We start from the raw sequence: 23,889 nt of genomic DNA, 5'->3' as shown, positions 1-23,889 counted from the left end.
TGTCGTCGCGCGCTACATCCCGGGCGGCCGGACCGCCGTCACGCTCACGGCCGGGACCGTCGAGTACCCGCTGCGCAAGTTCACCTTCTACGACGCCATCGCGGCGCTGTCGTGGGGCGCCTACTCCGGCATGATCGGCTACGTCGGCGGGCACGCGTTCGAGGACAACCCGCTGCTCGGCCTCGGGGTCGGGCTCGGCATCGCGCTGAGCATCACCGGCCTCGTCGAGCTGATCCGGCACCGCATCGCCGTGCGCAACAAGCGCCGTGCCGCGGAGCAGGCCGGCGCCACGGAGTCCGCGGCCGACCCGGAGGGCTCACCGGACGAGAAGCCGCAGGAGCTGGTCTGACCACCACGACCACCACGACCACCACGACCACCACGACCACCACGGCCGCGGCGCCGCTGCGGCCGTGGGTGCGGGGTGTCGCGGGCGTCGCATGGCGGCGCACGGCCGGGCTCGGCCTGGGCGCGGTGTCGGCGTTCGTCTCGCTCGCATTCCTGCTGTTCGCCGGATTGTCGCTGCTGCCCGTCGCGGTGGCGCCGGCGTCGCGTGACCGCGTGCTGACGGCGGCCGCGCGGCCGGCGGGCGTGCTGGTGGCCTGGGAGCGGCGGCGGCTGCGGGAGTGGCTGGCGACGCCGACACCCGCACCGGACGCCGTCCTGCCGGGGCGGCTGCTCGGGTACCTCGCCGCCCGCACCGTCGTCGGGCTGCTGGGCGCGGCGATCCTGCTGCTGGTCGTCTGGGGACTGGCGACGGTCGCCGTGACCGTGCGGATGTGGCTGGCCGGCAGCCCGCCCGACGCCGAGGGCGAACCCGTCACCGGGCTGACCATCCTGTCGCTGATCCTGCCGGGCGCCGTGCTGCTGTACATCGCGGTCCAGGGGCTCGCCGGCGTCGTCGGGCTGGATCGGCGGGCGGCGCGGCGGTTCCTCGGGCCGACGGAGGCCGAGGCACTGCGGCGGCGCATCGACGAACTGGCCGAGTCCCGCGCCGGTGTCGTGGCCGCCGTCGACGCCGAGCGCCGGCGCATCGAACGCGACCTGCACGACGGCGTCCAGCAGCGACTGGTCGCACTCGGCCTGCTGCTGGGGCGGGCGCGGCGGGCGGCGGACCGCGACCGTGGCGACGAACTGCTCCGGGCGGCACACGAGGAGTCGCAGCGGGTGCTGGCCGACCTGCGCGCCGTCGCCTGGCGGGTCTATCCGGTCGCGCTGGACACCCTCGGGCTCGAGGAGGCGCTGACGGCGGTCGCCGAGGGCGCCGGCGCCAAGCTCTCGTACGCGGCCGGGTCGCCGCCGGAACCGGTCGCGACCGCCGTCTACTTCGTCGTCGCCGAGGCCGCCACCAACGCCGTCAAGCACGCCGGGGCGTCGTCGCTGCACATCGACGTGTGGCGGGCGGGCGCGGCGGTGCGGGTGCGAGTGACCGACGACGGCGCGGGCGGCGCCGACCCCGGCGGCGGCGGGCTGGCCGGACTGCGCCGCCGGGTCGCCGCGCTGGACGGCCGGTTCGCCGTCGAGTCGCCGCCCGGCCGCGGGACCGTCGTCGAGGTGGAGCTGCCGTGCGCCTGATGCTGGCCGAGGACTCCGTGCTGCTGCGCGAGGGTCTGGCGAAGCTGCTCGGCGACGAGGGCCACGACGTCGCCGCCTCGGTGGGCGACGCGGACGCGCTGCTGGCCGCCGTCGCCGCCGATCCGCCCGACGTCGTGGTCGCGGACGTCCGCATGCCGCCGTCGCACACCGACGAAGGGCTGCGGGCGGCGTTGCGGATCAAGGCCGAGTGGCCGGCCGTCGGGATCCTGGTGCTGTCGCAGTACGTCGAGAAGCGGTACGCCGCCGAGCTGTTCGAGACGCACACCGACGGCGTCGGCTACCTGCTCAAGGACCGCGTCGCGCACGTCGGCGACTTCCTCGACGCGCTCGACCGGGTGGCCGCCGGGGGAGCGGCCTACGACGCCGAGGTGGTCCGGCAGCTGATCGCCCGGACCACCCACGGCGACCCGCTGCAGCGGCTCACCCCGCGCGAGCGGGACGTGCTGGAGCTGATGGCGCAGGGCCATACGAACGCCGCCGTCGCCGGGCGGCTGCACGTGTCGCAGAGCGCCGTCGAGAAGCACGCCAACGCCATCTTCGAGAAGCTCGAGCTGACCGCCACCGGCGGCTACAGCCGCCGGGTGCTGGCGGTGCTGCGCTACCTCGGTTCCTGACGGCGGACCCGGTGCCGGGCGCGCTCGCGGTCGCGCCGGTTGGACCGGACGCGCAGCACCACGAACGCCGCCACCCCGATGACCACTGCCGCGATGACCGCGTACTGCAGGATGCCGATGTACTGCTCGACGGCGTCCCAGTTCTGCCCCAGCTGGTAGCCGAGCAGGATGAACACGCTGTTCCAGATGGCGCTGCCGAGCGTGGTGAAGGCCAGGAAGATCGGCAGCGACATGCGTTCGACGCCGGCCGGGATGGAGATGAAGCTGCGGAAGATCGGGATCATGCGGCCGAAGAAGATGGTCTTCACGCCGTGCTTGCCGAACCACGCCTCCGCCTTGTCGACGTCGCTCATCTTCACCAGCGGCAGCGCCGCCAGGATGGCCCGCGTGCGGTCGCGCCCCACGGCCGCGCCCACGGCGTACCAGACGAGCGCGCCGACCACCGAGCCGATGGTCGTCCAGATGATCGCCGCCGCCAGGTTCATGTCGCCGCGGCTGGCGGTGAACCCCGCCAGCGGCAGGATCACCTCACTGGGCAGCGGAGGGAACAGGTTCTCGGCGGCGATGGCGAGGCCGGCACCGACGGCCCCCATGGTGTCCATGAGGTCGACGGCCCAGCCGGCCAGGCCGGTCAGCTCGGTTTCCGGGGAGAGGCGGATGTTCACGACTCGACCGTAAGGGATAGGGAGCGATCGGCGCGATGAAGGTCACCGCAGAGATCGTCCTGTGCCAAACCACATGTCATGGCCCGCAGGATGGGCGGTCTGCGGTGGAAAGCGCATTCGGCGCGCCTCATCGGGTCTGCGCCGCTGCGCCGGTACCGTCGCACCTGCCGGGTTCTGACGGATTCGTCCTGACTGAAGTGGGGTGGTGCCGGTGGCCAGAGGACTCCGTGCTGCCCTGATTCTGTGCCTCATCGTCGGGGTCATCGTCGGCGCTGCCCGCAGCGAGCCGCCCAGCAGCACGTCGGCCGCCGCCGAAACCGCCCAGCAGGCCGCGCCCAAGGCGCAGGACCGGCTGCTGTCACTGGTGCCCGCCGTCGAGGACGGCAAGGCTCCCGTCGCCGAGATCGACGACGCCGGCACCCGCCGTCTCAACGGCCGCGACGGCCGCACCGTCGCCCTCACCTTCGACGACGGCCCGCACCCGGAACAGACTCCGCAGGTGCTGCGGATCCTCCGCCGGTACGACATCACCGCCACGTTCTGCGTGGTCGGCGAGATGGCGCGGCTGTACCCGAAACTCGTCCGCGAGATCGCCGACGAGGGCCACCGGCTCTGCGACCACACCATCACGCACGACACCTCCCTGCCCGACCGCGACCCCGACGTCATCGAGGACGAGATCGCCGGCACTCTCGACGCCATCGAGGACGCCGTCCCCGGTGTCGACGTGCCGTTCTTCCGCTCGCCCGGCGGCAACTTCGCGGCGAACGTCAACGAGATCGCCGCCGAGCACGACCAGGTCCCGCTCGGCTGGAGCGTCGACCCGGGCGACTGGCGCAAGCCCGGCGCCCACGCCATTCACGACTACGTCGCCGAGAACGTCCACCCCGGCGCGATCGTCCTCCTGCACGACGGCGGCGGCGACCGCGCCGGCACGGTGGCGGCGTTACCGGCGATCATCGAGACCCTGCGCGCGGCCGGCTACGAGTTCGTCCTTCCGCGCGGCTGACGGGTCTCGGCACCCGTCAGGGCCAGGTGCGGGGGTGAGTGGCCCGGCGCCGGCGCTATGGCACCCTTACGCCCATGCGACGCGTCTTCCGGGCGATCGGCCAGGGTCTCTGGGTGCTCATGCCGGTCTACACCGTCGGAATTCTCGGCTGGCTGCCGGCGGCGCAGGCGTGGTGGCGCACCCGGACCTCCGGCTGGCTGGCGGCGACCGGCCTGCTCGCGTCCGGCGGCACCGGCATGCTGCTCAGGTACGCGCTGGGCTCGGACAACGAGGTCTTCGTGATGATCTTCCTCGCGACCGCCATCGCCGGCGTCGGCGCGGCCCTGAAGGCACGTCCGGTGGTCTTCGCGCGTCGCGAGGAGGTGGTCGAGCTGCCGCCGTACGAGCCGGAGCCGGAGGCCGTCCAGGCGATCGAGGACCACCCTGCCGTGCGGGCCGTTCTCGCCGGCCGGGAACGACGCCGGCAGGCGCGCGAGATCGTCGCCCGCGACCCCTCCATGGCGTACGAGCTGAGCATCGGCCGTCCGGACGCCGAGCGCAGCTACGACGACGGCGGGCTGGTCGACCTCAACAACACCAGCGCCGACGGCCTGGCGACGGCGCTGGGCTGGCCGCGCGACACCGCCGAGGCTTTCGTCGTCGCGCGGGACGTGCGGGGCGGGTACGCGGCGCTGGACGAGGTCGCCGCGTTGTCGGGGCTGGCGCCGGCGCTGCTGGACCGCGACGCCGAGCGCATCGTCCTCCTTCCGCACCGGATCACGTGAGAGGCCATGCATGACCGTCAACGAGAGCCGGTTCGACCGCTGGCGGCGGACGGCGGTGGCGGCGGCCGCGTCGGCCGGCGAGACGCGCGCCTCCCTGATCCGCGAGCTGGCCGCCGCGCTGGCCAAGCTGGTGCGCCGGGTGCGGATCCCGCTGCTGGTCGCCGGCGTGCTGCCGCTGCCGCCGGCGCTGCTGCTGGTGCTGGAGGGGCTCGCGGCCGACCGCGGCGGACCGTTCTTCTTCGCGCTCGCGGTCGCCGGCGCGGCGCCCGGGCTGATGCTGCTGTGGCGGCGGCGCCGGCTGGTCCGTGCGGTCGACCCGGTCGACGAGCTGGCGGCTGAGCTGGGCGAGGCCTACGACGTCGCGGGCGCCTGGGCGCGCGCCGGTGACGCCCTCGAGCAGGTGCGGTCGGCCGGACCGGGCCTGCGCGGCGCCGGCCGGGCGGCGCGTGGCGTGTGGGCCGGCGTCCAGCTGACCAAGGACCTGTTCGAACGGTTCGCCGACCTGCCCCGGGTGGCACCCTTCCTGCCGGTGTCGTTGCAGTTCACCGGCTATCTCTGCCTCGCGTCGGTCATCGCCGCCGGCGTGCTCGGCGTCCTCGCGGTGGCCGGCTTCGGCGTTCTGCTGGTGACCTAACTCTTCCGCCGTTGTGTGTGGGTTCGTCACCTCGCGTTGGGGTGGCGCCGACAGGGTGAAGTCTCGCAACTCCGTGCCCCCACCCGACCGGAGGATTTCCATGGCGAGACGCAAGGGCTGGCTCCTGGGCGCCGGCATCACGGCGACGGTGACCGGGCTCGGCGCGACCGGCTTCGGCCTGGCCGGCGCCGAGACCGCGCCCGAGACGGAGACCGCCACCGGTGTCGTCTACGACGACGCCAACCGCAACGGCGAGCGCGACAGCGGCGAGGCCGGCGTGCCGGACGTGTCGGTGTCGAACGGGCGCGACGTCGTGCGCACCGACGCGCAGGGCCGGTACAGCCTGACGGTCGACGACGAGACCGTGATCTTCGTCAGCAAGCCGGCCGGCTGGATGGTGCCGGTCAACGACGTCCAGCTGCCGCAGTTCTACTACAAGCACTACCCGGACGGCAGCCCGTACGAGCTGCGCTACGGCGGCGTCGAACCGACCGGGCCGCTGCCGGCGTCGGTCGACTTCCCGCTGCACCGCGACGACTCCCTCGACGAGACGTTCTCCGCGCTGGCCTTCGCCGATCCGCAGACCTCCAACGTCGGGCAGATCGACACGATGGCGATCGACGTGATCGCCGGCATCATCGGCACCACCGACGCCCGGTTCGGCCTCACGGTCGGCGACATCGTCAACGACCCGCTGGACCTGTTCGCGCCGCACAACCAGGCGGTGTCGGCGATCGGCATCCCGTGGTGGAACACGCCCGGCAACCACGACATGGACTACGACGCGCCCACCGACGCGAACGCCACCGACACCTACAAGGAGACGTTCGGGCCGACGGACTACTCGTTCGACTACGGCCGGGTGCACTTCGTCCTGATGGACAACGTCAGGCACGACGGCCCGGACCACGGCTACATCGGCTACCTCAACGACGAGCAGCTGCAGTGGCTGGAGAACGACCTGCGCCACGTGCCGGCGGACCGGTTGATCGTCATCGGGACGCACATCCCGCTGGCCACCGACGCCACCGCGTCCGACGGCGTCAACACGACCAACCTGACCGAGCTGTTCGCGGTCCTCGAGGACCGCGAGCACGTCTACACGATCTCCGGCCACGACACCAGCAACAGCTGGCAGATGTACATGGGCGAGGAGCACGGCTGGTATGGCCCGAAGGACTTCCACCACCAGGTGCTCGCCGAGGTGCGCGGCAGCGGCTGGAACACCGGCCCGCGCGACTCGCGGGGCATCCAGGCGGCGGACATGTCCGACGGCAACCCGAACGGGCACTACGAGCTGTTCTTCGACGGCAACGAGTACCGGGCCCGGTTCACGCCGGCCAGCCTGCCGGAGGACTACCAGATCCGGCTCACCTTCGACGGCGGCTGGGGCGACGAGGTGCGCATCCCGACCGGCGTCAGCGGGGTGGACGGCTTCGCGCCCGGCGCGGTGCGGTTCCACTCGCGCGACTGGACCGGCGCCGCCGTGCCGCGGCCGACGGTGACGGCGAACGTCTTCGACGGCGGCGAGCGGCACACCGTCGAGGTCAGCGTGGACGGCGGCCGCTTCGTTCCGATGCAGCACCTGTCGCCGCAGAACGACCCGTACATCTCGGTCCTGCGCTCGACCCTGACCGGCAGCCTGCGCCCGGCGGCTCCCGAGCCGTCGTCGCACCTGTGGTCGTACGAACTGCCCCGCGGCCTGCGCTACGGCGAGCACACCGTCGTCGTCCGCAGCACCGACCCCTACGGCAAGGTCTCGACCACCGACGAGACCATCACCGTCACCGGCGGCCGCCCGTAACGCGTGACGCACTCATGGTTGGCGGTTTGCTGGCGCTATAGCACCAGTAAACCGCCAACCATCACCTGATCACCGGCTGGCGTTGGGCAGCCAGGTGCCGCGCCACATGATCATCAAGGATCTGTGGTGCTATAGCGCTAGCAATCGCCGATGATCTTGGCGATCCACAGAGAGCGGCCGGCGCGAACGGACACCTGAGTCGACGAAGCCGGCCCCGAGCTCGGCAGGCATCCGATGCCACGAGGTCGGCTCAGCATCGGGTACGGAAAGATCCGATGCTGAGCCAGGATGGCCTCAGGAGGCCTGTGAGACCGAGGACATGTTGAAGTCGGGGACGCGCAGGGCCGGCATCGCCGTGCGGGGGAAGTAGTCGCCCCACTCGCGGCTGAACGTCGGCACCGTGGCGCCCGCGGCGGCGAAGCGGTCGAGCAGCGCGACCGGGCTCTCGTTGAACCGGTAGTTGTTCACCGCGCCGGTCACCTCGCCGTTCTCGACCAGGTAGACGCCGTCGCGGGTGAGGCCGGTGAGCAGCAGCGTCTGCGGGTCGACGGCGCGGATGTACCAGAGGCAGGTGAGCAGCAGGCCGCGCTCGACGCCGGCCGTGAGCTCCTCGACGCCGCCGGTGGCGCCGTCGACGGTGAGGCCGAGGTTGTCGACGGCGGGGGTGACGGGGAGCCCGGTCAGCCCGGCCGAGTGACGGGTCTGCAGCAGCGCGCGCAGGGTGCCGTCGTCGATCCAGGATGTGCGCGAGACCGGCAGGCCGTTGTCGAACACGCTGGACTCCGCCGACGACGCGTGCGCGAACACCGCCGGCGCGCACTCGAGGCCCGCGGCGGCTGGGTCGGACCACAGCGACACGGGGTGCTTCGACAGCCGCTCGCCGACCCTCGTCGCGCCGCCCGGCGCCGAGTAGACCGACCGCCCGTCGGCGGCGTCGCGCGCGCTCATCGTCCAGTAGGCGTAGATCATCAGATCGGCGACGGCGGTGGGCGGCAGGACGGTGTCGTAGCGGCCGGCCGGCAGCTCGACCGTGCGCTGCGCCCAGCCCAGCCGCTTGGTGAGCTCCGCGTCGAGAGCGGCGACGTCGACGTCGGTGAGGTCGCGCGAGGACTGGCCGACCCAGGCCGAACGGGTCTTGTCGGCGGACTTGCCGGTGATGCCGATGTGGCCGGTCGGCTGCTCGTGACGGGCGCGCAGGCCCGTCGACGAGCCGAGGTAGGTGGTGCGGACACCGTGCTCGAGGTAGCCGTAGAGCAGCCGCCGTTCGTCGTCGGCGCGGCTGAACGCGTCGCCGAGGGCGGGCGCGATGTGCGCGAACACGTCGGGGGACGTCTCGCCGGGCGCCTCGGCCCACCCCGGGCCGGCGTCGCCGGGCACGAGCGGCTGGGCGTCCTCGGCCGGGCCGTTGTCGCGGGCGGCCTGCTCGGCGGCGCGGACCAGCGGCTCCAGGCCCTCGGGCGTGACGGCGCTGCGGGCGACCACGCCGGACGCGGTGCCGGTGCCGCCGTCGACCGTCGCGATGACCGTGACCGACCGGTCGCGGGTGACGCCGTTGGTCGTGAGCGCGTTGGTGGCCCAGCGCAGGTTCGCCGTCGACGTCTCGTCGACCAGGACCAGCGCGCCGCCGGCCTTGGACAGCTCGAGGCAGCGCTCGACGATCTCCTGCGGCGTCATGGTGCCACTCACTGGCCACCCTCCTCGGCGGTGTTGAGGACGCGGATGTCGCGGAACAGCGCCGACGGGCTGCCGTGCGACACCGGCGCGACCTGCCCCGGCTGGGCCTTGCCGCAGTTGAACGCGCCGCCCAGGACGTACGTCTGCGGGCCGCCGACCGCGGCCATCGAGCCCCAGAAGTCGGTCGTGGTGGCCTGGTAGGCGACGTCGCGCAGCTGGCCGTCCAGCTCGCCGCCGCGAATGCGGTAGAACCGCTGGCCGGTGAACTGGAAGTTGTAGCGCTGCATGTCGATGGACCACGACTTGTCGCCGACGATGTAGATGCCGTCGTCGACCTGGGAGATGAGCTCCGCGGTGGACGGTCCGCCGTCGGCCGGCTGCAGCGAGACGTTGGCCATGCGTTGCACCGGCACGTGGCCGGGGGAGTCGGCGAACGCGCAGCCGTTGGAGCGGCTGGTGCCGAGCGCGCTGGCGTTGGCGGCGGCCATGGCGCGGTCGAGCTGGTAGCCGACCAGGGTGCCGCCGCTGACGATGTCCCACCGCTGCGCCTCGACGCCCTCGTCGTCGTAGCCGATGGTCGACAGGCCGTGCGGGGTGGTGCGGTCGCCGGTGACGTGCATGACCGGCGAGCCGTAGCGCAGCGTCCACAGCTGGTCGAGGGTGGCGAACGAGGTGCCCGCGTAGTTGGCCTCGTAGCCGAGCGCGCGGTCGAGCTCCGTGGCGTGCCCGATGGACTCGTGGATGGTCAGCCAGAGGTTCGTGGGGTCGATGACGAGGTCGTGGCGGCCGGCGCGGACGCTCGGCGCGCCGAACTTCTCCGCCAGCAGCGGCCCCAGCTCGTCGAGCGCCGCGCCCCAGTCGACGACGCCGTCGGCGCCCGTGGCGTACTCCCAGCCGCGCCCGGCCGGCGCGGCCAGTGTCCGCATGGTCTCGAACCGGCCGCTCGTGGCGTCGACCTTGAGCGCCTCGAAGACCGGGTGCAGCCGGACCCGCTGCTGAGTGGTGACGGTGCCGCGGGTATCGGCGTAGAACTTGTTCTCCTGCACCTGCTGCAGCTGCGCCGTCACGTGGTCGACGTCGGGCTGCGCGAGGACCCGGACGGAGTGGCCGACCATGCGGTCGATCTTCTCGGTGTCGGGGACGTCGAACGGGTTGACCGCGTAGGCGGACACCCAGGTGACGTCGGGGTGGACGGGCTCGTCGGCCAGCTCGACGCGGGCCGGGCTGAGCCGGCGCGACACCTTCGCGAGGTCGACCGCTCGCTCGGCGGTCTTCGCGGCGTCGTCGGTGGTGAGGTCGACGGTGGCGGCGAAACCCCACGTGCCCTCGTGGAGGACGCGGACCGCGAACCCCACGTCCTCGCCGTCGCGGCTGCCCTCGAGCTTGCCGTCGCGGAAGGAGAGGTCCTGGGAGCGGATGCGCTCGAGCCGGAAGTCGGCGTGCTCGACGCCGAGGTCGCGGGCCCGCTGCAACGCGGCGTCGGCCAGCGAGCGCATCGGCAGGGCGATGAAGGCTGGATCGATCTCGTGCGGCACCCTGCCGAGCCTAGACCAGCGTCCGGAGGGCGGGCACGGGCATGACCGCAGTAGTGCCGGGATCAGCCGGCGAACGGACAGAACTCCGCGCGGCGACGACGGTTCGATGTCGGCCCGTGGACGCCGGTCGGGGCCGGCGGGCGGAGCGTGGGAGAATTCGAGTCATGCTCAGATGGCTGACAGCGGGGGAGTCGCACGGGCCGGCCCTGGTCGCGATCCTCGAAGGTCTCCCGGCCGGGGTCGAGGTCACGACCGCCGACATCGACGCGGCGCTGGCGCGGCGGCGGCTCGGATACGGCCGCGGCGCCCGGATGAAGTTCGAGGCCGACGCGGTGACGATCACCGGAGGGGTGCGGCACGGCCGCTCGCTCGGCAGCCCCGTCGCCATCCAGGTGGGCAACACCGAGTGGCCCAAGTGGGAGCAGGTGATGTCGGCAGACCCGGTCGACGAGGCCGACATCGCGCACAGTGCTCGCAATGCGCCGCTGACCCGTCCGCGTCCCGGCCACGCCGACCTCGCCGGCATGCAGAAGTACGGCTTCGAGGAGGCCCGTCCGGTGCTCGAGCGGGCCAGCGCCCGCGAGACCGCGGCCCGGGTCGCGCTCGGCGCGGTCGCGTCGGCGTTCCTCCGGCAGGCCTACGGCGTCCGGCTGGTCAGCCACACGGTCGAGCTGGGCACGGTCGCGGTGCCGGCCGGCTCGCCGCTGCCCACGCCCGACGACGTCGAGTACCTCGACGCCGACCCGCTGCGCTGCTTCGACGCCGACACCAGCAAGCTCATGGTGGCCGAGGTCGACGCCGCGCACGACGAGGGCGACACCCTCGGCGGCGTCGTCGAGGTGGTCGTCACCGGACTGCCGCCGGGTGTCGGCAGCTACGTGCACGGCGACCGCAAGCTCGACGCCCGGCTGGCCGGCGCGCTCATGGGCATCCAGGCCATCAAGGGCGTCGAGGTCGGCGACGGCTTCGAGCTGGCCCGCACCCGCGGCTCGAAGGCGCAGGACGAGATCGTGCCGGCCGACGGCGGCGGCGTGCGGCGGACATCGGGGCACTCCGGCGGCATCGAGGGCGGCATGTCCACCGGCGAGACGCTGCGCGTCCGGGCCGCCATGAAGCCCATCTCGACCATCCCGCGGGCGCTGCGCACCGTCGACACCGAGACGGGCGAGGTCGCCAAGGCGCACCACCAGCGGTCCGACGTGTGCGCGGTGCCGGCCGCGGGCGTCGTCGCCGAGGCCATGGTCGCGCTGGTCGTGGCCGAGCTGGCGCTGGAGAAGTTCGGCGGCGACTCCGTCGCCGAGACCGCCCGCAACCTCACGACCTACCTCGACGCCATCCCGGCCCGGCTGGCGGTGCGCTGATGGCGCCGCGCGTCGTGGTCATCGGCCCGCCCGGCGCCGGCAAGACCACCGTCGGCACACTGGTCGCGCGGCGGCTGGACACCACGTTCCGCGATACCGACGCCGACGTCGAGCGCGCGGCCGGCAAGCCGATCACCGACATCTTCGTCGAGGACGGCGAGCCGGCGTTCCGCGCGCTGGAACGGGCCGCCGTCGCGACCGCGCTGGCCGAGCACGACGGCGTCCTGGCGCTTGGCGGCGGGGCGGTCGTCGCGGCCGAGAACCGCGCGCTGCTGGCCGGGCACGTCGTCGTCTTCCTCGACGTCGGCCTGGCCGACGCCGTCTCGCGGGTCGGCCTCAACCGCGACCGCCCGTTGCTCATCGAGAGCCCGCGCGCCCAGCTCAAGCGGCTGCTCGACGAGCGCCGCCCGGTCTACCTCGAGGTCGCCACGGTCACCGTCGACACCGGCGGCCGCGACCCCGAGGACATCGCCGACGAGGTCGTCAAGCATGTCCACTGAGGCTCCGACCCGCGTCCAGGTCGGCGGCGAGCACCCCTACGACGTCGTCATCGGCACCGGCCTGCTGGGCGAGCTGCCCGGCCTGCTCGGCGACGGCGTCCAGCGCATCGCCGTCATCCACCCCGGCGCGCTGCGGGCCACCGCCGACGCCGTACGCGACGACCTGCTGGCGCAGGGCTTCGAGGCGCACGCCGTCGAGGTGCCCGACGCCGAGGAGGCGAAGACCGCCGAGGTCGCGGCGTACTGCTGGTCGGTGCTCGGCCGCATCGGCATGACCCGCTCCGACGCCATCGTCGGCATCGGCGGGGGCGCGACCACCGACCTCGCCGGGTTCGTCGCGGCGTCGTGGCTGCGCGGTGTCGCGTGGGTCCCGATCCCGACGACGGTGCTCGGCATGGTCGACGCCGCGGTGGGCGGGAAGACCGGCATCAACACCGCCGAGGGCAAGAACCTGGTCGGCGCGTTCCACCCGCCGGCGGGCGTGCTCTGCGACCTCGCCGCTCTGGCGTCGCTGCCGCGCAACGAGTACGTCGCCGGTCTCGCCGAGGTGATCAAGGCCGGGTTCATCGCCGACCCCACCATCCTCGACATCGTCGAGACCGACCCGGCCGGCGCGGCACTGCCCGACGGCCCGTACGTCCGCGACCTCGTGGTGCGGTCGGTGCAGGTGAAGGCCGACGTCGTGGGCGCCGACCTGCGGGAGTCGGGGCTGCGCGAGATCCTCAACTACGGGCACACGCTGGGCCACGCCATCGAGAAGCTCGAACGGTACAAGTGGCGGCACGGCGCCGCGGTCTCCGTCGGCATGGTGTTCGCCGCCGAGCTGGGCCGCCTGGCGGGACGCCTCGACGACGACACCGCCGACCGGCATCGCCGCATCCTCGAGACCCTCGGCCTGCCGACCACGTACGACGGCCAGGCCTGGCCGCGGCTGCTCGACACCATGCGCATCGACAAGAAGAGCCGCGGCGACCGCCTGCGGTTCGTCGTGCTCGACGCGCTCGGCAAGCCGGGCATCCTCGAGGCGCCCGACCCGCAGTTGCTGACGGCCGCGTTCACCGAGGTCGCACGCTAGCCGGCACGGCCGGAGGCAGGGCTCTGGGCCGGTGGTCGGGCCACGCCGGCGGCTCCGTTCATGATCACCATCTTGGCACCCCGCACCGACAGCGTCAGGGGACGAGCAGCGGGGCGCCGTACAGGTCGTGCGCCCGGCGCGACCGCTCGGCCAGGCGCGCGACGACGGCGTCCGGGTCGCGGTGGATCTCCGCGCCGGTCCAGCGCGTGACGACGAAGCCGAGGTCCTCGAGTCGCTCCTGGCGCAGCTTCTCCTTCCAGAGCACGGGTTCGTCGGTGGTCCACGGGTCGTCGTACGTCACTCGGCCGTCCGCCTCACCCAGCAGCCGGTGACGTCGCCAGGCGAAGTCCGCCCGCACGCCGCCGCGGCGCTCGTCGGTGAGCCACGCATTGCATTCGGGCAGGACCAGCCCGCGCCGGACGAACAGTGCAAACGACACAGACTCGAGCGGCGACTCGCGCAGTCCGGAAGCGTGCTCTGCCACCAGCCGGGCGTTCGATACCCCGGGCCAGCCGGCGAGATCGGCGGCGGTCGTGGCCAGCTCCGCCGTCGTCGTGAGATCACGGCGCAGCGCGGCATCCGCGACGGTGAGACCGGCAGCGACTCCGTCGGTGCGCGCGATGTCGAGCACATTGCGCGCCACGGTGAGGACGGGTAGTCCGAACACCCTCGTCCGATGGGTGGCGGGGACGGCCGCGGTCCTGAAGCGGACACCGGATACGACATGCGCCCGGCCGCCCGGGACGGACGAGTCAGGATGATGGTCTCGTCCCAGCCCGACGGCAGCGGCAGCTGCTGCAGCGCCGCACCGGAGTAGTGGCTCACCCACGCGCCACCCAGCGACATCAGCACGGCTCGGATCTCCAGCTCGTGCCGCAGCCGCGCGTCACCGCCCATGCGCTCCCACACGCGCGGCGAGCAGTACACACCGTGGCGCACCTGGACGAGACGGCCGTGGCGCACGCGATGACGGACGGCGCTCGCCGTGAGGCCGGCGGCCAGCGCGCCGGAATACGTGACCACGGGCGGCAGGTCGGCCACGACGCATCCCCTCGATCGCCTGCCGGGCGGCTCGATCATCGCCCACGGTGGCGGTTCCGGCGAATCCGTCGTCCACAGGTCGCGCCTTGGCAAGGCTGACCGCCCGCTTGGCTGGGCTGGTTGTCGCTGAGGTGTCCGAAATGCCCTGTTCGGAGCGACGGTCAGCCTTGCCAAGGTGGACGAGCCCGCCACGGCCGCCCGGATAGGCTCGCCCGGTGAAGTACATCGACATCGGTGGCTCGGGGCTGCGCGGCTCGGCCGTCACGCTCGGCTGCATGCGCATCGACCAGCTGTCCGAGGGCGAGGTCGCCGGGCTGATCGGCGCCGCCACCGACGCCGGCATCACCATGTTCGACCACGCCGACATCTACGGCGGCGGCCGGTGCGAAGAGGTGTTCGGCGCCGCGCTGGCCCGGACGACGACGCGGCGCGAGGACATCGTCGTGCAGACGAAGTGCGGCATCCGGCCGGGGTTCTTCGACTTCTCCGCCGATCACCTCCGCGCGTCGGTCGAGGGGTCGCTGCGCCGGCTGCGCACCGACTACGTCGACCTGCTGCTCCTGCACCGGCCGGACACCCTGATGGAGCCCGACGAGGTCGCGGCGGCCTTCGACGAGCTGGTGACGGCGGGCAAGGTGCGCCACGTCGGGGTCAGCAACCAGAACCCCGCGCAGCTGGAGCTGCTGCGCGCCCGGGTGCGCCAGCCGCTGATCGCCAACCAGCTGCAGTTCGGCCTCGCGCACACCGCGCTGGTCGACTCCGGGCTCAACGTCAACACCGGGTTCGAGGGCGGGGTGGTCCGCGACGGCGGCGCGCTGGAGTACTGCCGGCTGCAGGGCATCACCATCCAGCCGTGGTCGGTGCTGCAGCACGGCCACATCGCCGGGACGTTCCTCGGCAATCCCGACTTCCGGGAGCTCAACGAGGAGCTCGCGGCGCTCGGCGCCGAGTACGGCGCCACGCCGGCGGCCGTGGCCGTCGCGTGGATCCTGCGCCATCCGGCCCGCATGCAGCCGGTCGTCGGCACGACGAAGCCGGCCCGCGTCGCCGAGCTGGCCCGCGCCGCCGACATCGAGCTGAGCCGCGAGACCTGGTACGCGCTCTACCGGGCGGCCGGCAACCGGCTCCCGTGAGGCACCGATAGGGTCGGCGCGTGACGACGCGCGTACTGGTGCTGAACGGTCCCAACCTCGGCCGCCTGGGGTCCCGCGAGCCGGACGTCTACGGCAGCACGACCTTCGCCGGCCTGGCCGAGCGGTGCCGTCAGACCGCCGCCGGTCTCGGCCTCGACGCCGACGTCCGGCAGACCGACGACGAGGCCGAGCTGGTGCACTGGCTGCACGAGGCCGCCGACGCCGGCACGCCGGTCGTGCTCAACCCGGCCGCGTTCACGCACTACTCCTACGCGCTGCGCGACGCCTGCGCCCAGCTGCGCGCGCCGCTGATCGAGGTGCACATCTCCAACCCGGCCGCCCGCGAGGAGTTCCGGCACACCAGTGTCGTCGCCGGGGTCGCGACCGGCACCGTCGCCGGCTTCGGGCTGGGTTCCTACGACCTCGCGCTGCGCGCCGTCGCCGACCTCGTCTGAGCCGGCGGTCAGAGCCGCTCGACGATGTCCTTGGCCTCTTTGAGGCCCAGGCCGGGCGAGTGATCGCGCAGCTCCTTGATGGCCTGGATCTTCTTGCCCCGCGCCGCCAGCGCGCGGACCCGGCCCATGACCTCGTCGGACGACGGGGGAGCGGCGGGCGCGGGGCCGTCGAGCGCGGCGACGACGCCCGACTCGGCCATGCGGTCGACGGTGTCCTTGGCCTGCTTGAGGCCGAAACCGGTGTGGGCGCGCAGCTCCTTGACCGCCTGGATCGTCTTGCCCTGGGCGATCAGCTGTTGGATCTGCGCCATCGCCTCGGGCGTGACGGTCTCGGGCGACACCGCGGCCGGCGCGGCGGGTGCGGCGCCGGCCTGCACGCGCTCGACGTAGTCCTTGGCGTCCTTGAGCCCGAAGCCGGTGCGCTCGCGGACCAGCTTGACGGCGGGGATCAGCCGGCCCTCGGCCAGCAGTGCGTGGACGGCGTCGTCGAGCGACCCGCCGCCGGACGGTGCCGCCGGGGCCGGCGCGGAGGCCGGCGGCGACACCGCCAGCGTGGTCGTGGGCGTCCCTCCCGCCGCGTCGACCCGGGCCCGCCGCAGGACGATACCGAACCCGATGATCAGCGCGGCCCCGAAGGCGATGACGACGATCAGCCAGAAATCCACGCGATGACGGTACCGGTCAGACCGTCACGAACCCCAGATCCGCAGCCGCGGCGCGCTGCGCGGTGTCGTGCGAGGCGAACCCGACCCGCTCGCCCGAGCGCGCCAGCGGTCGCGCGGCGAGGTCGGCGATGGCCAGATGCAGGGCGTCGAACGCGCGGATGCCGAACCGGCGCACGAGCACCCGGGCGGTGTTCTCGGTGTCGAGGGTGTCGGCGCGGATCAGCGCGATCGGCCCCGTCGGTGACACCTCTTCGTAGAGCTTGGCCAGCAGCGTGTCGACGTCGCCGACGCGCCGCGTGCGGGCGGCCCGGACCAGCGCCGACGACGCCTCCAGCAGCGCCAGTGTCGACGTGACCAGCAGCGTGCGGCCCTCGATCAGGCCACGCGCCACGGCGTGCCGCGGCTCGTCGGCGAGGTAGGAGCGCACCAGCACCGAGGAGTCGACGTAGGTGAGCATGCTCACCGGCCGTCGGCCCACAGTTCGTCGACGACCGGGCCGGCGCCCTCGGTGGCCCGAAGCGCGCGGGTGAACTGGGCCGGCGGGACGGACGGAGCCGGACTCTCGACGAGGATGCCGAGGTCGCGGGCCTTCTCGCGCAGTTCCAGGCGGCGTACGTCGATGTCGTCGTCGGACGGAGGAGGCGGCGGCGCGGCGGCGGAGAGCACCTTGTTGGCCAGCGCGTTGATGGAGACGCCTTCACGCTGGGCCCGCGCTGACAGCCGCCGGTGGAGATCGTCGGGGATCCGCAGCAGCAACTGACGCATGCCGGCATGCTATCACCGGCATGGGTGGTGATATCAAGGCGTCGCTGGGTGCCGTCCGCGAGGTCTCATGCGGCAGCGAGTCCGCATGGGGAAGGAGTCACAGCGCGTCGAGGAACCGCCGGGCGTCGCGGCCGTTCATGCCGGTGCGCTCGCGGAGCAGCCGGATGGCGGCCGTGCGGCGCAGCCGGTCCTGGCTGACCAGCCGGCGCAGCGTGGCCAGCAGTTCGGCGTCGACGGCGCCACGCCGCCGTGTCGGGCTCGCCGGCGCGGTGCTGATCGGCTCGGGCTCGGGGAACACCTGTCCCGCCTGAAGCGCGTAGACGATGGCGGTAGCCTGCGGTAGTGGGAGGTGTGCCCGCTTCTGCAGGACTTTGACGGCTTGGTCGGTATTGCCGCGCGAGGCGATGTCGCGCACTTCGTCCTGCAACTCGCGGGGGAGTCGCGCACCGGGAGGCGGCGTCAAGGACGAAGAGAAGGTGCGGGTGGTGGTGGCTTCGGGCCCACGCCGAATGACAAGAAGGCTCATGACGAGGGCCAGAATGACGATGACGACCAGGCCGAGGATGAGCATGATCATGAGCGTAGTCGAGCGCTGATCAACTGCGAAGCACCCGTCTCAATTATTGAAATGCGATGATGTCCGCACAGGTCAGAACCAATGGAGAGGGCGTACACGATGGCGGAGACCCACGCGAGGCGACGCGCCGAACTAGCTCGGAAGCTGGTTGATGACAAGATTGACGCGGCGTTAGTCACAAGCCTGGTCAACGTCCGTTATCTCACCGGCCTCGACAGCAGTAACGCGGCATTGCTCCTGACGTCGGACGGTTCGGCCGTGCTCGCGACGGATAGTCGTTATTCTACGGCCGCGAAGGCCGTGGCAGAAGACGTCGAGCTGGTGGTCGAGCGGGGTGTCGTGACGTCCCTCGCGGCGCGTGCGGCGAAGGCCGGGGGGAGTCTAAGGCTCGGCGTCGAGGAGCACGCCGTCACCCTCGAGCTCTGGGACTCCGTGCAGGCGGCGATCGACGCCGAGCCCGCCGTCGTCGAGACGGTGCACCTGGGCCGCGCGGTCGAGCAGCTGCGCGCCGTCAAGGACGAGGACGAGCTCGCCCTGCTCGCGCAGGCGTGCGCCATCTCCTGCCGCGCGTTGGAGGACCTGTACGCCGCGGGCGGGTTCGCCGGGCGCACCGAGAAGGACATCGCCCGCGACCTCGAGTGGCGGATGTTCGGCCACGGCGCCGACGCCGTCGCGTTCGAGACCATCGTCGCGACCGGCCCCAACAGTGCCATCCCGCACCACCGCCCGACCGAGCGCGTCGTCGAGCGCGGTGACCTCCTGAAGATCGACTTCGGCGCCGCCTACCGCGGCTACCACGCCGACTGCACCCGCACGTCCGTCGTCGGGGCGCAGCCGCAGGACTGGCAGCGCGAGATCTACGACCTCGTCGCCACGGCCCAGCTGGCCGGCACCGAGGCCGTCGCCGTCGGCGCCGAGTGCATGTCCGTCGACCGCGCCAGCCGCGCGATCATCGACGACGCCGGCTACAAGGAGAACTTCGGACACGGCACCGGGCACGGCGTCGGCCTCGAGGTCCACGAGGCGCCGACGCTCGGTTACTCCGCGGCGGGTACACTGTCCGATCGCATGGCTGTGACCGTCGAGCCCGGGATCTACCTGCCCGGTCGCGGCGGCGTCCGCATCGAGGACACGCTGGCGGTTCGGGCCTCCGGCGGTTCCGAGTTGTTCACACCCACCACCAAGGACCTCCTGGTCCTGGACGCCTGACGCGGCCGGGACCCGAGACCAAGACGACAGAAGGCAACGAACGACGTGGCGACGACCAACGACCTCAAGAACGGCATCGTGCTCAACCTCGACGGGCAGCTTTGGAGCGTGGTGGAGTTCCAGCACGTCAAGCCCGGCAAGGGTGGCGCGTTCGTGCGGACGAAGCTGAAGAACGTGCTCTCGGGCAAGGTGGTCGACAAGACGTTCAACGCCGGCGTCAAGGTCGAGACCGCCAACGTCGACCGCCGCGAGATGACCTACCTCTACCGCGACGCCGACGACTTCGTGTTCATGGACACCCAGAGCTACGAGCAGACGCACGTCTCCGCGGGCGTCGTCGGCGACGCGGCGAACTTCATGCTGGAGAACCAGGACGCGACCATCGGCCTGCACGACGGCACGCCACTGTTCATCGAGCTCCCGGCCTCGGTCGTGCTCACCATCGAGTACACCGAGCCGGGCCTGCAGGGCGACCGCTCCACCGGCGGCAACAAGCCGGCCCGGCTCGAGACCGGCTTCGAGGTCCAGGTGCCGCTGTTCATCACCAGCGGTGAGAAGATCAAGGTCGACACCCGCGACGGTTCGTACCTCGGCCGCGCCGGCTGACGGGCGCCGTCACATGCCAGCCCGGAGCCGTGCCCGCAAGCGCGCGCTCGACATCCTGTACGAGTCCGAGCTGCGCGGGCTCACGCTCGGCGCCACGCTGGCCCACCGCATGGCCACCGCCGAGCAGCCGCTGAACGAGTACACCGTGCAGCTCGTCGAGGGTGTCATCGCGCACCGCGACCGCATCGACGAGCTCATCTCGACCTACTCCGAGGGCTGGACGCTGGAGCGCATGCCGGCGGTCGACCGCAACGTGCTGCGCATCGGCGTCTACGAGGTCCTCTACCGCGACGACGTCCCCGACCCGGTGGCGCTCGACGAGGCGGTCTCGCTGGCTCGCGACCTGTCGACCGACCAGTCGCCGACGTTCGTCAACGGCCTGCTCGGCCGGCTGGTGGCGATCAAGCCCAGCCTGAGCGCGTAGACGCGAGAGCCCGGCGCGGAGTCACCGCTGAACGCGCCGGGTCCCGGCCGAGATCAGCGGTGACGCCACGCCTCGGCCCCGTCGTGCGTCGCTCAGCCGTCGTCGGGGCGGCGGCGCAGGCGCTTGGTCTCGCCGGTGCGGCGCTTCTTCTCCACCCGGCGGGCGCGGGCCGCGCGTGACGGTTTCGTCGGGCGGCGCGGCGGCGGGGGCGGGCGCAGTGCGTCGTCGAGCAACACCGCCAGCCGGGCCTGGGCCGCCTCGCGGTTGCGCAGCTGCGACCGGTGCTCCGACGCCACCACCGTCAGCACGCCGTCGACCAGCCGGTGCCGCAGCCGCTCGGCCAGCCGCGCCCGCATGACCGGGCTCAGCACCCGAGATCCGGCCACGGAGTAGGACAGCTCGACCCGCGAGTCGGTCGTGTTGACGCCCTGGCCGCCCGGCCCGCTGGACCGGGAGAAGCGCCAGGACAGCTCGTCGTCGGGGATGACGAGCGTCTCGCGGACTCGGACCGGTGCCACCCGCCCATTCTCTCCCGCCGGCGCCCTGGCCCATGCGGCCGGCTGCCCGCGCTTCTTCCGTCGCGACCGGCCGCAACCGTGCCTGCGCGCCGTAGACTCGCCACCATGCGGCCGGCGACGCGCAGGCCTGGCCGCCACCTTCGGGGGGAGGTGCCGGCGTGGCCATGTCCGTCCAGCCGGACCAGCGGCGGCCCGCGCTGGTGGTCATCGAGCACGAGCACGACACCACGGGCCAGGACCGCATCGCCGACCAGCTGCGGCGGCGCTACGGCGGCGACTACGACGTCGTCGACGAGCGCAGCGGAGCGGCCGGGCTGACGACGCTGGAGTCGATGCGCGAGCGCGGCCTGCAGGTCGCGCTGGTCCTGTGCGACCAGCCGCCCAGTGGCTCCGCCGCCACCGACGCCGTCTTCGGGCAGGTCAAACAGCTCTACCCGGAGGCCAAGCGGGCGCTCGTCGTCGACTGGGGCGCGTGGGCCGACCGCGAGACCGCCGACGCCATCCACCGGCTGATCGCGCTCGGCAAGATCGACTACTACGCGCTGCGGCCCTGGCGCACGCCGGACGAGTACTTCCACCGCACCGTCACCGAGTTCCTGCTCGAATGGGAACGGGCGGTCTCCGCGGCACCGCGCGAGGTGACGGTGGTCGCGCAGCGTTGGTCGCCGCGTGCCCACGAGCTGCGCAGCCTGCTGGTCCGCAACGGCGTCCAGCACCAGTTCCACCCCTCCGACACCGACGAGGGCCGCAGTGCGCTCGCCTCGGCCGGCCTCGAGGACACGACGGCGCCGGTGATCCTCTTGCACGACGGCCGCGTGCTGGTCGACCCGACGAACAGTCAGCTGGCCGACGCCTACGGCGTGAGTACGACGCTGGGCGACGAGACCGACTTCGACCTCATCGTCGTCGGCGCCGGACCGGCCGGGCTCGCGGCCGCCGTCTACGCGTCGTCGGAGGGGCTGCGCACGCTCGTCGTCGAGCGCGAGTCGATCGGCGGGCAGGCCGGGTCCAGCTCGCTGATCCGCAACTACCTCGGCTTCGCCCGCGGCATCAGCGGCGCCGAGCTGGCCCAGCGCGCCTACCAGCAGGCATGGGTCTTCGGGACGACGTTTCTGCTGATGAACGAGCTGGTCGACCTGACCGACGAGGACGGCTGGCACGTGCTGACCGCGGCGGACGGGCAGCAGGCCCGAGCCCGCGCCGTCGTGCTGGCCACCGGCGTCAGCTACCGCCGCATCGGCGTGCCGTCCCTGGAGGCGTTCGCGGGCGCCGGCGTCTTCTACGGCGCGTCGGTGTCGGAGGCGCGGGCCATGGCGGGGGAGCCGGTGTACGTCGTCGGCGGCGGCAACTCGGCCGGGCAGGCGGCCATGTACCTGTCCCGCTACGCCGGCTCGGTGACGCTGCTGGTGCGCGGGGCGTCGCTGGCCGAGAGCATGTCGCAGTACCTGATCGACGCGATCGACGCGGCCGGCATCCGGGTGCGGCTGCGCACCGAGGTGGTCGACGGCGGCGGCGCCGGCCGGCTGGCGTGGATCGAGCTGCGCGACCGCGAGACCGGACGGACCCGCACCGAGCCCGCGACCGGGCTGTTCGTGCTGATCGGCGCCGAGCCGCACACCGACTGGCTGCCGGAGCGCATCGAGCGCGACCAGTGGGGCTATCTGCTCACCGGGCCGGACGTCATGGAGAGCCACGCCGCCCAGCGGTGGCCGCTGGACCGGCAGCCGCTGATGCTCGAGACCTGCGTGCCTGGCGTCTTCGCCGTCGGCGACGTCCGCCGCCGCTCGGTCAAGCGCGTCGCGTCCGCCGTCGGCGAGGGGTCGGTGGTGATCCAGCAGGTGCACCAGGTGATCGCTGCCGCGGATCGGCCGTGACCGGCGCGCCCGCGGAGCCGCCGACGCACGCCGTCCCGCGGCCGTGGGTGGCGGTGGCGCTGCTCCTACTGCCGGTCGCCGGGTTGATCGTGTTGCTGGCGCGGCCGGAGTGGGACGTCATGTGGCAGCACCACCCGGCGCATTTCTGGCTGGTGCTGGGCGCGGCCGCGCTGAGCACGGCGCTGGCCTACGCGACGGGGACGGCGGCGCGGCGCCGCAACGACGCCCGGGTGTTCCTGGTCTCGCTGGCGTTCCTGGCCGCCGCCGGGTTCCTCGGGCTGCACGCGCTGGCGACGCCCGGCGTGCTGCTGGACGGGTCCAACGCCGGGTTCGCGCTGGCCACGCCGGTCGGGCTGCTGGTGGCGGCGGTGTTCGCGGCGGCGTCGGCGACGGAGCTGGCCGGCGACCGGGCGCACGCGGTGATGCGCCGGTCGGCGGTGATCCGCGGCGCCCTGCTGACCGTCATGGTGCTGTGGGGCGCGGCCTCGGTGGGCGGGCTGGCGCCCTTGGACGACCCCGCGCCGCCGGAACGGGCGTCCGGCCCGCTGGTCTGGCTCGCGGTGGCCGCGCTGCTGCTGTACCTGTTCGCCGTCGTCCGCTACCTCCGGCTGCCCAGTCACCCCGGGTCGGTGACGCTGCTGCTGGCGATGGCCGCGGCGTTCGTGCTGCTGGCGGAGGCGTCGGTGGCCGTGGCGCTCGGGCGGAACTGGCACGCCAGCTGGTGGGAGTGGCATCTGCTGATGCTCGGGGCGTTCGCGCTGGTCGCCGTCAGCGCGCAGCGGCAGTGGTACGAGGAGCGGTTCGCCGGCCTCTACCTCGGCGACACCGCGCGAGCGACCCGTGACGTCAGCGTGCTCTTCGCCGACCTGCAGGGGTTCACGTCGTTCTCCGAGCGCACCCGTCCGGAGGACGTCACCGAGATGCTCAACGAGTACTTCACCATCGCGATCCCGCCGGTCGTCGAGCGGTTCGGCGGCACCGTCGACCGGCTGGTCGGCGACGCGCTCATGGTGACGTTCAACCGCGACGGCGGGCAGCCCGACCACGCGCGGCGGGCGGCCGCGGCAGGGCTGGCGATCCAGGAGGCGACGGCGACGGTGGCGGACGCGCACCCGGGCTGGCCCCGTTTCCGCGTCGGCGTCAACACCGGCGAGGTCGCCGTCGGGATCCTCGGCACCGCGGGCGGCCGCACGTTCACCGTCATCGGCGACGCCGTCAACCTGGCCGCCCGGCTGGAGAGCGCCGCACCCGTCGGCGGCGTCCTGATCGGCGCGGAGACCGCGCGGCGGCTGAGCGACGCACGGACCGAGCGGGTCGAAGGCCTGGAGGTCAAGGGCAAGAGCGGGGTCATCGAGGCGTACCGGCTGCTGGGGCTCTGAGCGGCGAGGCTA

General features: G+C 72.8%; 26 protein-coding genes and 1 pseudogene. 17 read left to right on the top strand and 10 right to left on the bottom strand.

Annotated features, from left to right (window positions below):
• The 3 genes from DZA62_RS24395 to DZA62_RS24385 all read left to right on the top strand — a co-directional run.
• Window positions 1-349: DedA family protein (locus tag DZA62_RS24395; protein ID WP_408619515.1), on the top strand; the 349-nt coding region annotated here is incomplete at its 5' end.
• Between the two features lie 68 nt (window positions 350-417).
• Window positions 418-1,575: a sensor histidine kinase gene (locus DZA62_RS24390; protein WP_116951539.1), complete on the top strand. Its 1,158-nt coding sequence runs from the start codon at window positions 418-420 to the stop codon at window positions 1,573-1,575.
• Window positions 1,566-2,210, top strand: coding sequence for a response regulator (locus DZA62_RS24385; protein WP_198664131.1), 645 nt, complete (start codon window positions 1,566-1,568; stop codon window positions 2,208-2,210). Before DZA62_RS24390 ends, DZA62_RS24385 begins: the two co-directional genes overlap by 10 nt.
• Here DZA62_RS24385 and DZA62_RS24380 read toward each other — a convergent pair.
• On the bottom strand, window positions 2,195-2,812 hold the full coding sequence (locus tag DZA62_RS24380) for a DedA family protein (RefSeq protein ID WP_116951558.1): 618 nt from the start codon (window positions 2,810-2,812) through the stop codon (window positions 2,195-2,197). The two genes, DZA62_RS24385 and DZA62_RS24380, sit on opposite strands and share 16 nt — an antisense overlap.
• A 274-nt stretch (window positions 2,813-3,086) precedes the next feature.
• On the opposite strand from DZA62_RS24380, the gene DZA62_RS24375 reads away from it, so the two are divergent.
• From DZA62_RS24375 to DZA62_RS24360, 4 genes are all read left to right on the top strand, one after another.
• Window positions 3,087-3,884 carry a polysaccharide deacetylase family protein gene (locus DZA62_RS24375; RefSeq protein WP_157987878.1) on the top strand — a complete coding sequence of 266 codons (798 nt, stop codon included), beginning with the start codon at window positions 3,087-3,089 and terminating at the stop codon, window positions 3,882-3,884.
• Between the two features lie 74 nt (window positions 3,885-3,958).
• Complete coding sequence (locus DZA62_RS24370) at window positions 3,959-4,648, top strand: hypothetical protein (RefSeq protein ID WP_157987877.1); 690 nt, start codon at window positions 3,959-3,961, stop codon at window positions 4,646-4,648.
• Window positions 4,649-4,658: 10 nt separating this feature from the next.
• Complete coding sequence (locus DZA62_RS24365) at window positions 4,659-5,282, top strand: hypothetical protein (RefSeq protein ID WP_116951536.1); 624 nt, start codon at window positions 4,659-4,661, stop codon at window positions 5,280-5,282.
• A gap of 100 nt (window positions 5,283-5,382) precedes the next feature.
• Window positions 5,383-7,086, top strand: a complete 1,704-nt coding sequence (locus DZA62_RS24360; RefSeq protein WP_116951535.1) for a calcineurin-like phosphoesterase C-terminal domain-containing protein — start codon at window positions 5,383-5,385, stop codon at window positions 7,084-7,086.
• A 294-nt stretch (window positions 7,087-7,380) separates the two neighbouring features.
• On the opposite strand, the gene DZA62_RS24355 is transcribed toward DZA62_RS24360, so the two are convergent.
• Together DZA62_RS24355 and DZA62_RS24350 are read right to left on the bottom strand one after the other, a co-directional pair.
• Window positions 7,381-8,760 (bottom strand): metallopeptidase TldD-related protein, encoded by a 1,380-nt coding sequence (locus DZA62_RS24355; RefSeq protein WP_116951557.1) that lies wholly within the window; start codon window positions 8,758-8,760, stop codon window positions 7,381-7,383.
• A gap of 8 nt (window positions 8,761-8,768) precedes the next feature.
• Window positions 8,769-10,295, bottom strand: coding sequence for a TldD/PmbA family protein (locus DZA62_RS24350; RefSeq protein WP_116951534.1), 1,527 nt, complete (start codon window positions 10,293-10,295; stop codon window positions 8,769-8,771).
• Window positions 10,296-10,459: 164 nt separating this feature from the next.
• Here DZA62_RS24350 and aroC point away from each other — a divergent pair, with 164 nt between their 5' ends.
• From aroC to aroB, 3 genes are read left to right on the top strand one after another with little or no spacing between them, the layout of a single operon-like run.
• Complete coding sequence (aroC, locus tag DZA62_RS24345) at window positions 10,460-11,656, top strand: chorismate synthase (protein ID WP_116951533.1); 1,197 nt, start codon at window positions 10,460-10,462, stop codon at window positions 11,654-11,656.
• Window positions 11,656-12,156, top strand: coding sequence for a shikimate kinase (locus tag DZA62_RS24340; RefSeq protein WP_116951532.1), 501 nt, complete (start codon window positions 11,656-11,658; stop codon window positions 12,154-12,156). The genes aroC and DZA62_RS24340 overlap by 1 nt, the downstream gene beginning before the upstream one ends.
• Window positions 12,146-13,231 carry a 3-dehydroquinate synthase gene (aroB, locus tag DZA62_RS24335; RefSeq protein ID WP_116951531.1) on the top strand — a complete coding sequence of 362 codons (1,086 nt, stop codon included), beginning with the start codon at window positions 12,146-12,148 and terminating at the stop codon, window positions 13,229-13,231. The genes DZA62_RS24340 and aroB overlap by 11 nt, the downstream gene beginning before the upstream one ends.
• A 94-nt stretch (window positions 13,232-13,325) precedes the next feature.
• Here the strand turns inward: aroB and DZA62_RS36990 are convergent, their stop codons facing one another.
• Together DZA62_RS36990 and DZA62_RS37680 are read right to left on the bottom strand one after the other, a co-directional pair.
• Entirely contained in the window at window positions 13,326-13,898 is a 573-nt protein-coding gene (locus DZA62_RS36990) for a DUF559 domain-containing protein (protein ID WP_232827589.1), read from the bottom strand.
• Window positions 13,899-14,155: 257 nt separating this feature from the next.
• Window positions 14,156-14,311 (bottom strand): annotated as a pseudogene (locus DZA62_RS37680) (type IV toxin-antitoxin system AbiEi family antitoxin domain-containing protein); the annotation flags it as partial.
• Between the two features lie 176 nt (window positions 14,312-14,487).
• Between DZA62_RS37680 and DZA62_RS24320 the strand changes: the two are divergent.
• Window positions 14,488-15,405, top strand: a complete 918-nt coding sequence (locus tag DZA62_RS24320; protein ID WP_116951528.1) for an aldo/keto reductase — start codon at window positions 14,488-14,490, stop codon at window positions 15,403-15,405.
• A 20-nt stretch (window positions 15,406-15,425) separates the two neighbouring features.
• Window positions 15,426-15,860, top strand: coding sequence for a type II 3-dehydroquinate dehydratase (gene aroQ, locus DZA62_RS24315; RefSeq protein WP_116951527.1), 435 nt, complete (start codon window positions 15,426-15,428; stop codon window positions 15,858-15,860).
• Between the two features lie 8 nt (window positions 15,861-15,868).
• Here aroQ and DZA62_RS36500 read toward each other — a convergent pair whose 3' ends face one another.
• The 4 genes from DZA62_RS36500 to DZA62_RS24295 form a co-directional block, all read right to left on the bottom strand.
• Window positions 15,869-16,525 carry a ribosomal protein L7/L12 gene (locus DZA62_RS36500; RefSeq protein ID WP_116951526.1) on the bottom strand — a complete coding sequence of 219 codons (657 nt, stop codon included), beginning with the start codon at window positions 16,523-16,525 and terminating at the stop codon, window positions 15,869-15,871.
• A gap of 16 nt (window positions 16,526-16,541) precedes the next feature.
• Window positions 16,542-16,982, bottom strand: a complete 441-nt coding sequence (locus DZA62_RS24305; protein WP_232827593.1) for a type II toxin-antitoxin system VapC family toxin — start codon at window positions 16,980-16,982, stop codon at window positions 16,542-16,544.
• A gap of 2 nt (window positions 16,983-16,984) precedes the next feature.
• A complete protein-coding gene (locus DZA62_RS24300) occupies window positions 16,985-17,290 on the bottom strand; it encodes a toxin-antitoxin system HicB family antitoxin (protein WP_116951524.1) in 306 nt (101 codons plus the stop codon).
• A gap of 97 nt (window positions 17,291-17,387) precedes the next feature.
• Complete coding sequence (locus tag DZA62_RS24295; RefSeq protein ID WP_116951523.1) at window positions 17,388-17,867, bottom strand: hypothetical protein; 480 nt, start codon at window positions 17,865-17,867, stop codon at window positions 17,388-17,390.
• An 81-nt stretch (window positions 17,868-17,948) separates the two neighbouring features.
• On the opposite strand from DZA62_RS24295, the gene DZA62_RS24290 reads away from it, so the two are divergent.
• From DZA62_RS24290 to nusB, 3 genes are read left to right on the top strand one after another with little or no spacing between them, the layout of a single operon-like run.
• Window positions 17,949-19,076, top strand: coding sequence for a M24 family metallopeptidase (locus DZA62_RS24290; RefSeq protein WP_332871896.1), 1,128 nt, complete (start codon window positions 17,949-17,951; stop codon window positions 19,074-19,076).
• Between the two features lie 45 nt (window positions 19,077-19,121).
• A complete protein-coding gene (efp, locus tag DZA62_RS24285; protein WP_116951522.1) occupies window positions 19,122-19,682 on the top strand; it encodes an elongation factor P in 561 nt (186 codons plus the stop codon).
• Window positions 19,683-19,695: 13 nt separating this feature from the next.
• Window positions 19,696-20,106 (top strand): transcription antitermination factor NusB, encoded by a 411-nt coding sequence (nusB, locus tag DZA62_RS24280; RefSeq protein WP_116951521.1) that lies wholly within the window; start codon window positions 19,696-19,698, stop codon window positions 20,104-20,106.
• Between the two features lie 92 nt (window positions 20,107-20,198).
• Here the strand turns inward: nusB and arfB are convergent, their stop codons facing one another.
• The gene (gene arfB, locus DZA62_RS24275) at window positions 20,199-20,624 is read right to left on the bottom strand and encodes an alternative ribosome rescue aminoacyl-tRNA hydrolase ArfB (RefSeq protein ID WP_116951520.1); all 426 of its coding nucleotides are present in this window, start codon (window positions 20,622-20,624) and stop codon (window positions 20,199-20,201) included.
• 164 nt (window positions 20,625-20,788) lie between these two features.
• On the opposite strand from arfB, the gene DZA62_RS24270 reads away from it, so the two are divergent.
• Both DZA62_RS24270 and DZA62_RS24265 read left to right on the top strand, forming a co-directional pair.
• Window positions 20,789-22,498, top strand: a complete 1,710-nt coding sequence (locus DZA62_RS24270; RefSeq protein WP_116951555.1) for an FAD-dependent oxidoreductase — start codon at window positions 20,789-20,791, stop codon at window positions 22,496-22,498.
• Window positions 22,495-23,877 carry an adenylate/guanylate cyclase domain-containing protein gene (locus DZA62_RS24265; RefSeq protein WP_116951519.1) on the top strand — a complete coding sequence of 461 codons (1,383 nt, stop codon included), beginning with the start codon at window positions 22,495-22,497 and terminating at the stop codon, window positions 23,875-23,877. The genes DZA62_RS24270 and DZA62_RS24265 overlap by 4 nt, the downstream gene beginning before the upstream one ends.
• The last annotated feature ends 12 nt before the right edge of the window (window positions 23,878-23,889 follow it).

The organism is Jiangella endophytica (genome assembly GCF_003427025.1).
GTDB lineage: Bacteria > Actinomycetota > Actinomycetes > Jiangellales > Jiangellaceae > Jiangella > Jiangella endophytica.
The sequence above is the reverse complement of the archived record's forward strand: the minus strand, read 5'-3'. Positions and strand labels throughout refer to the sequence as shown.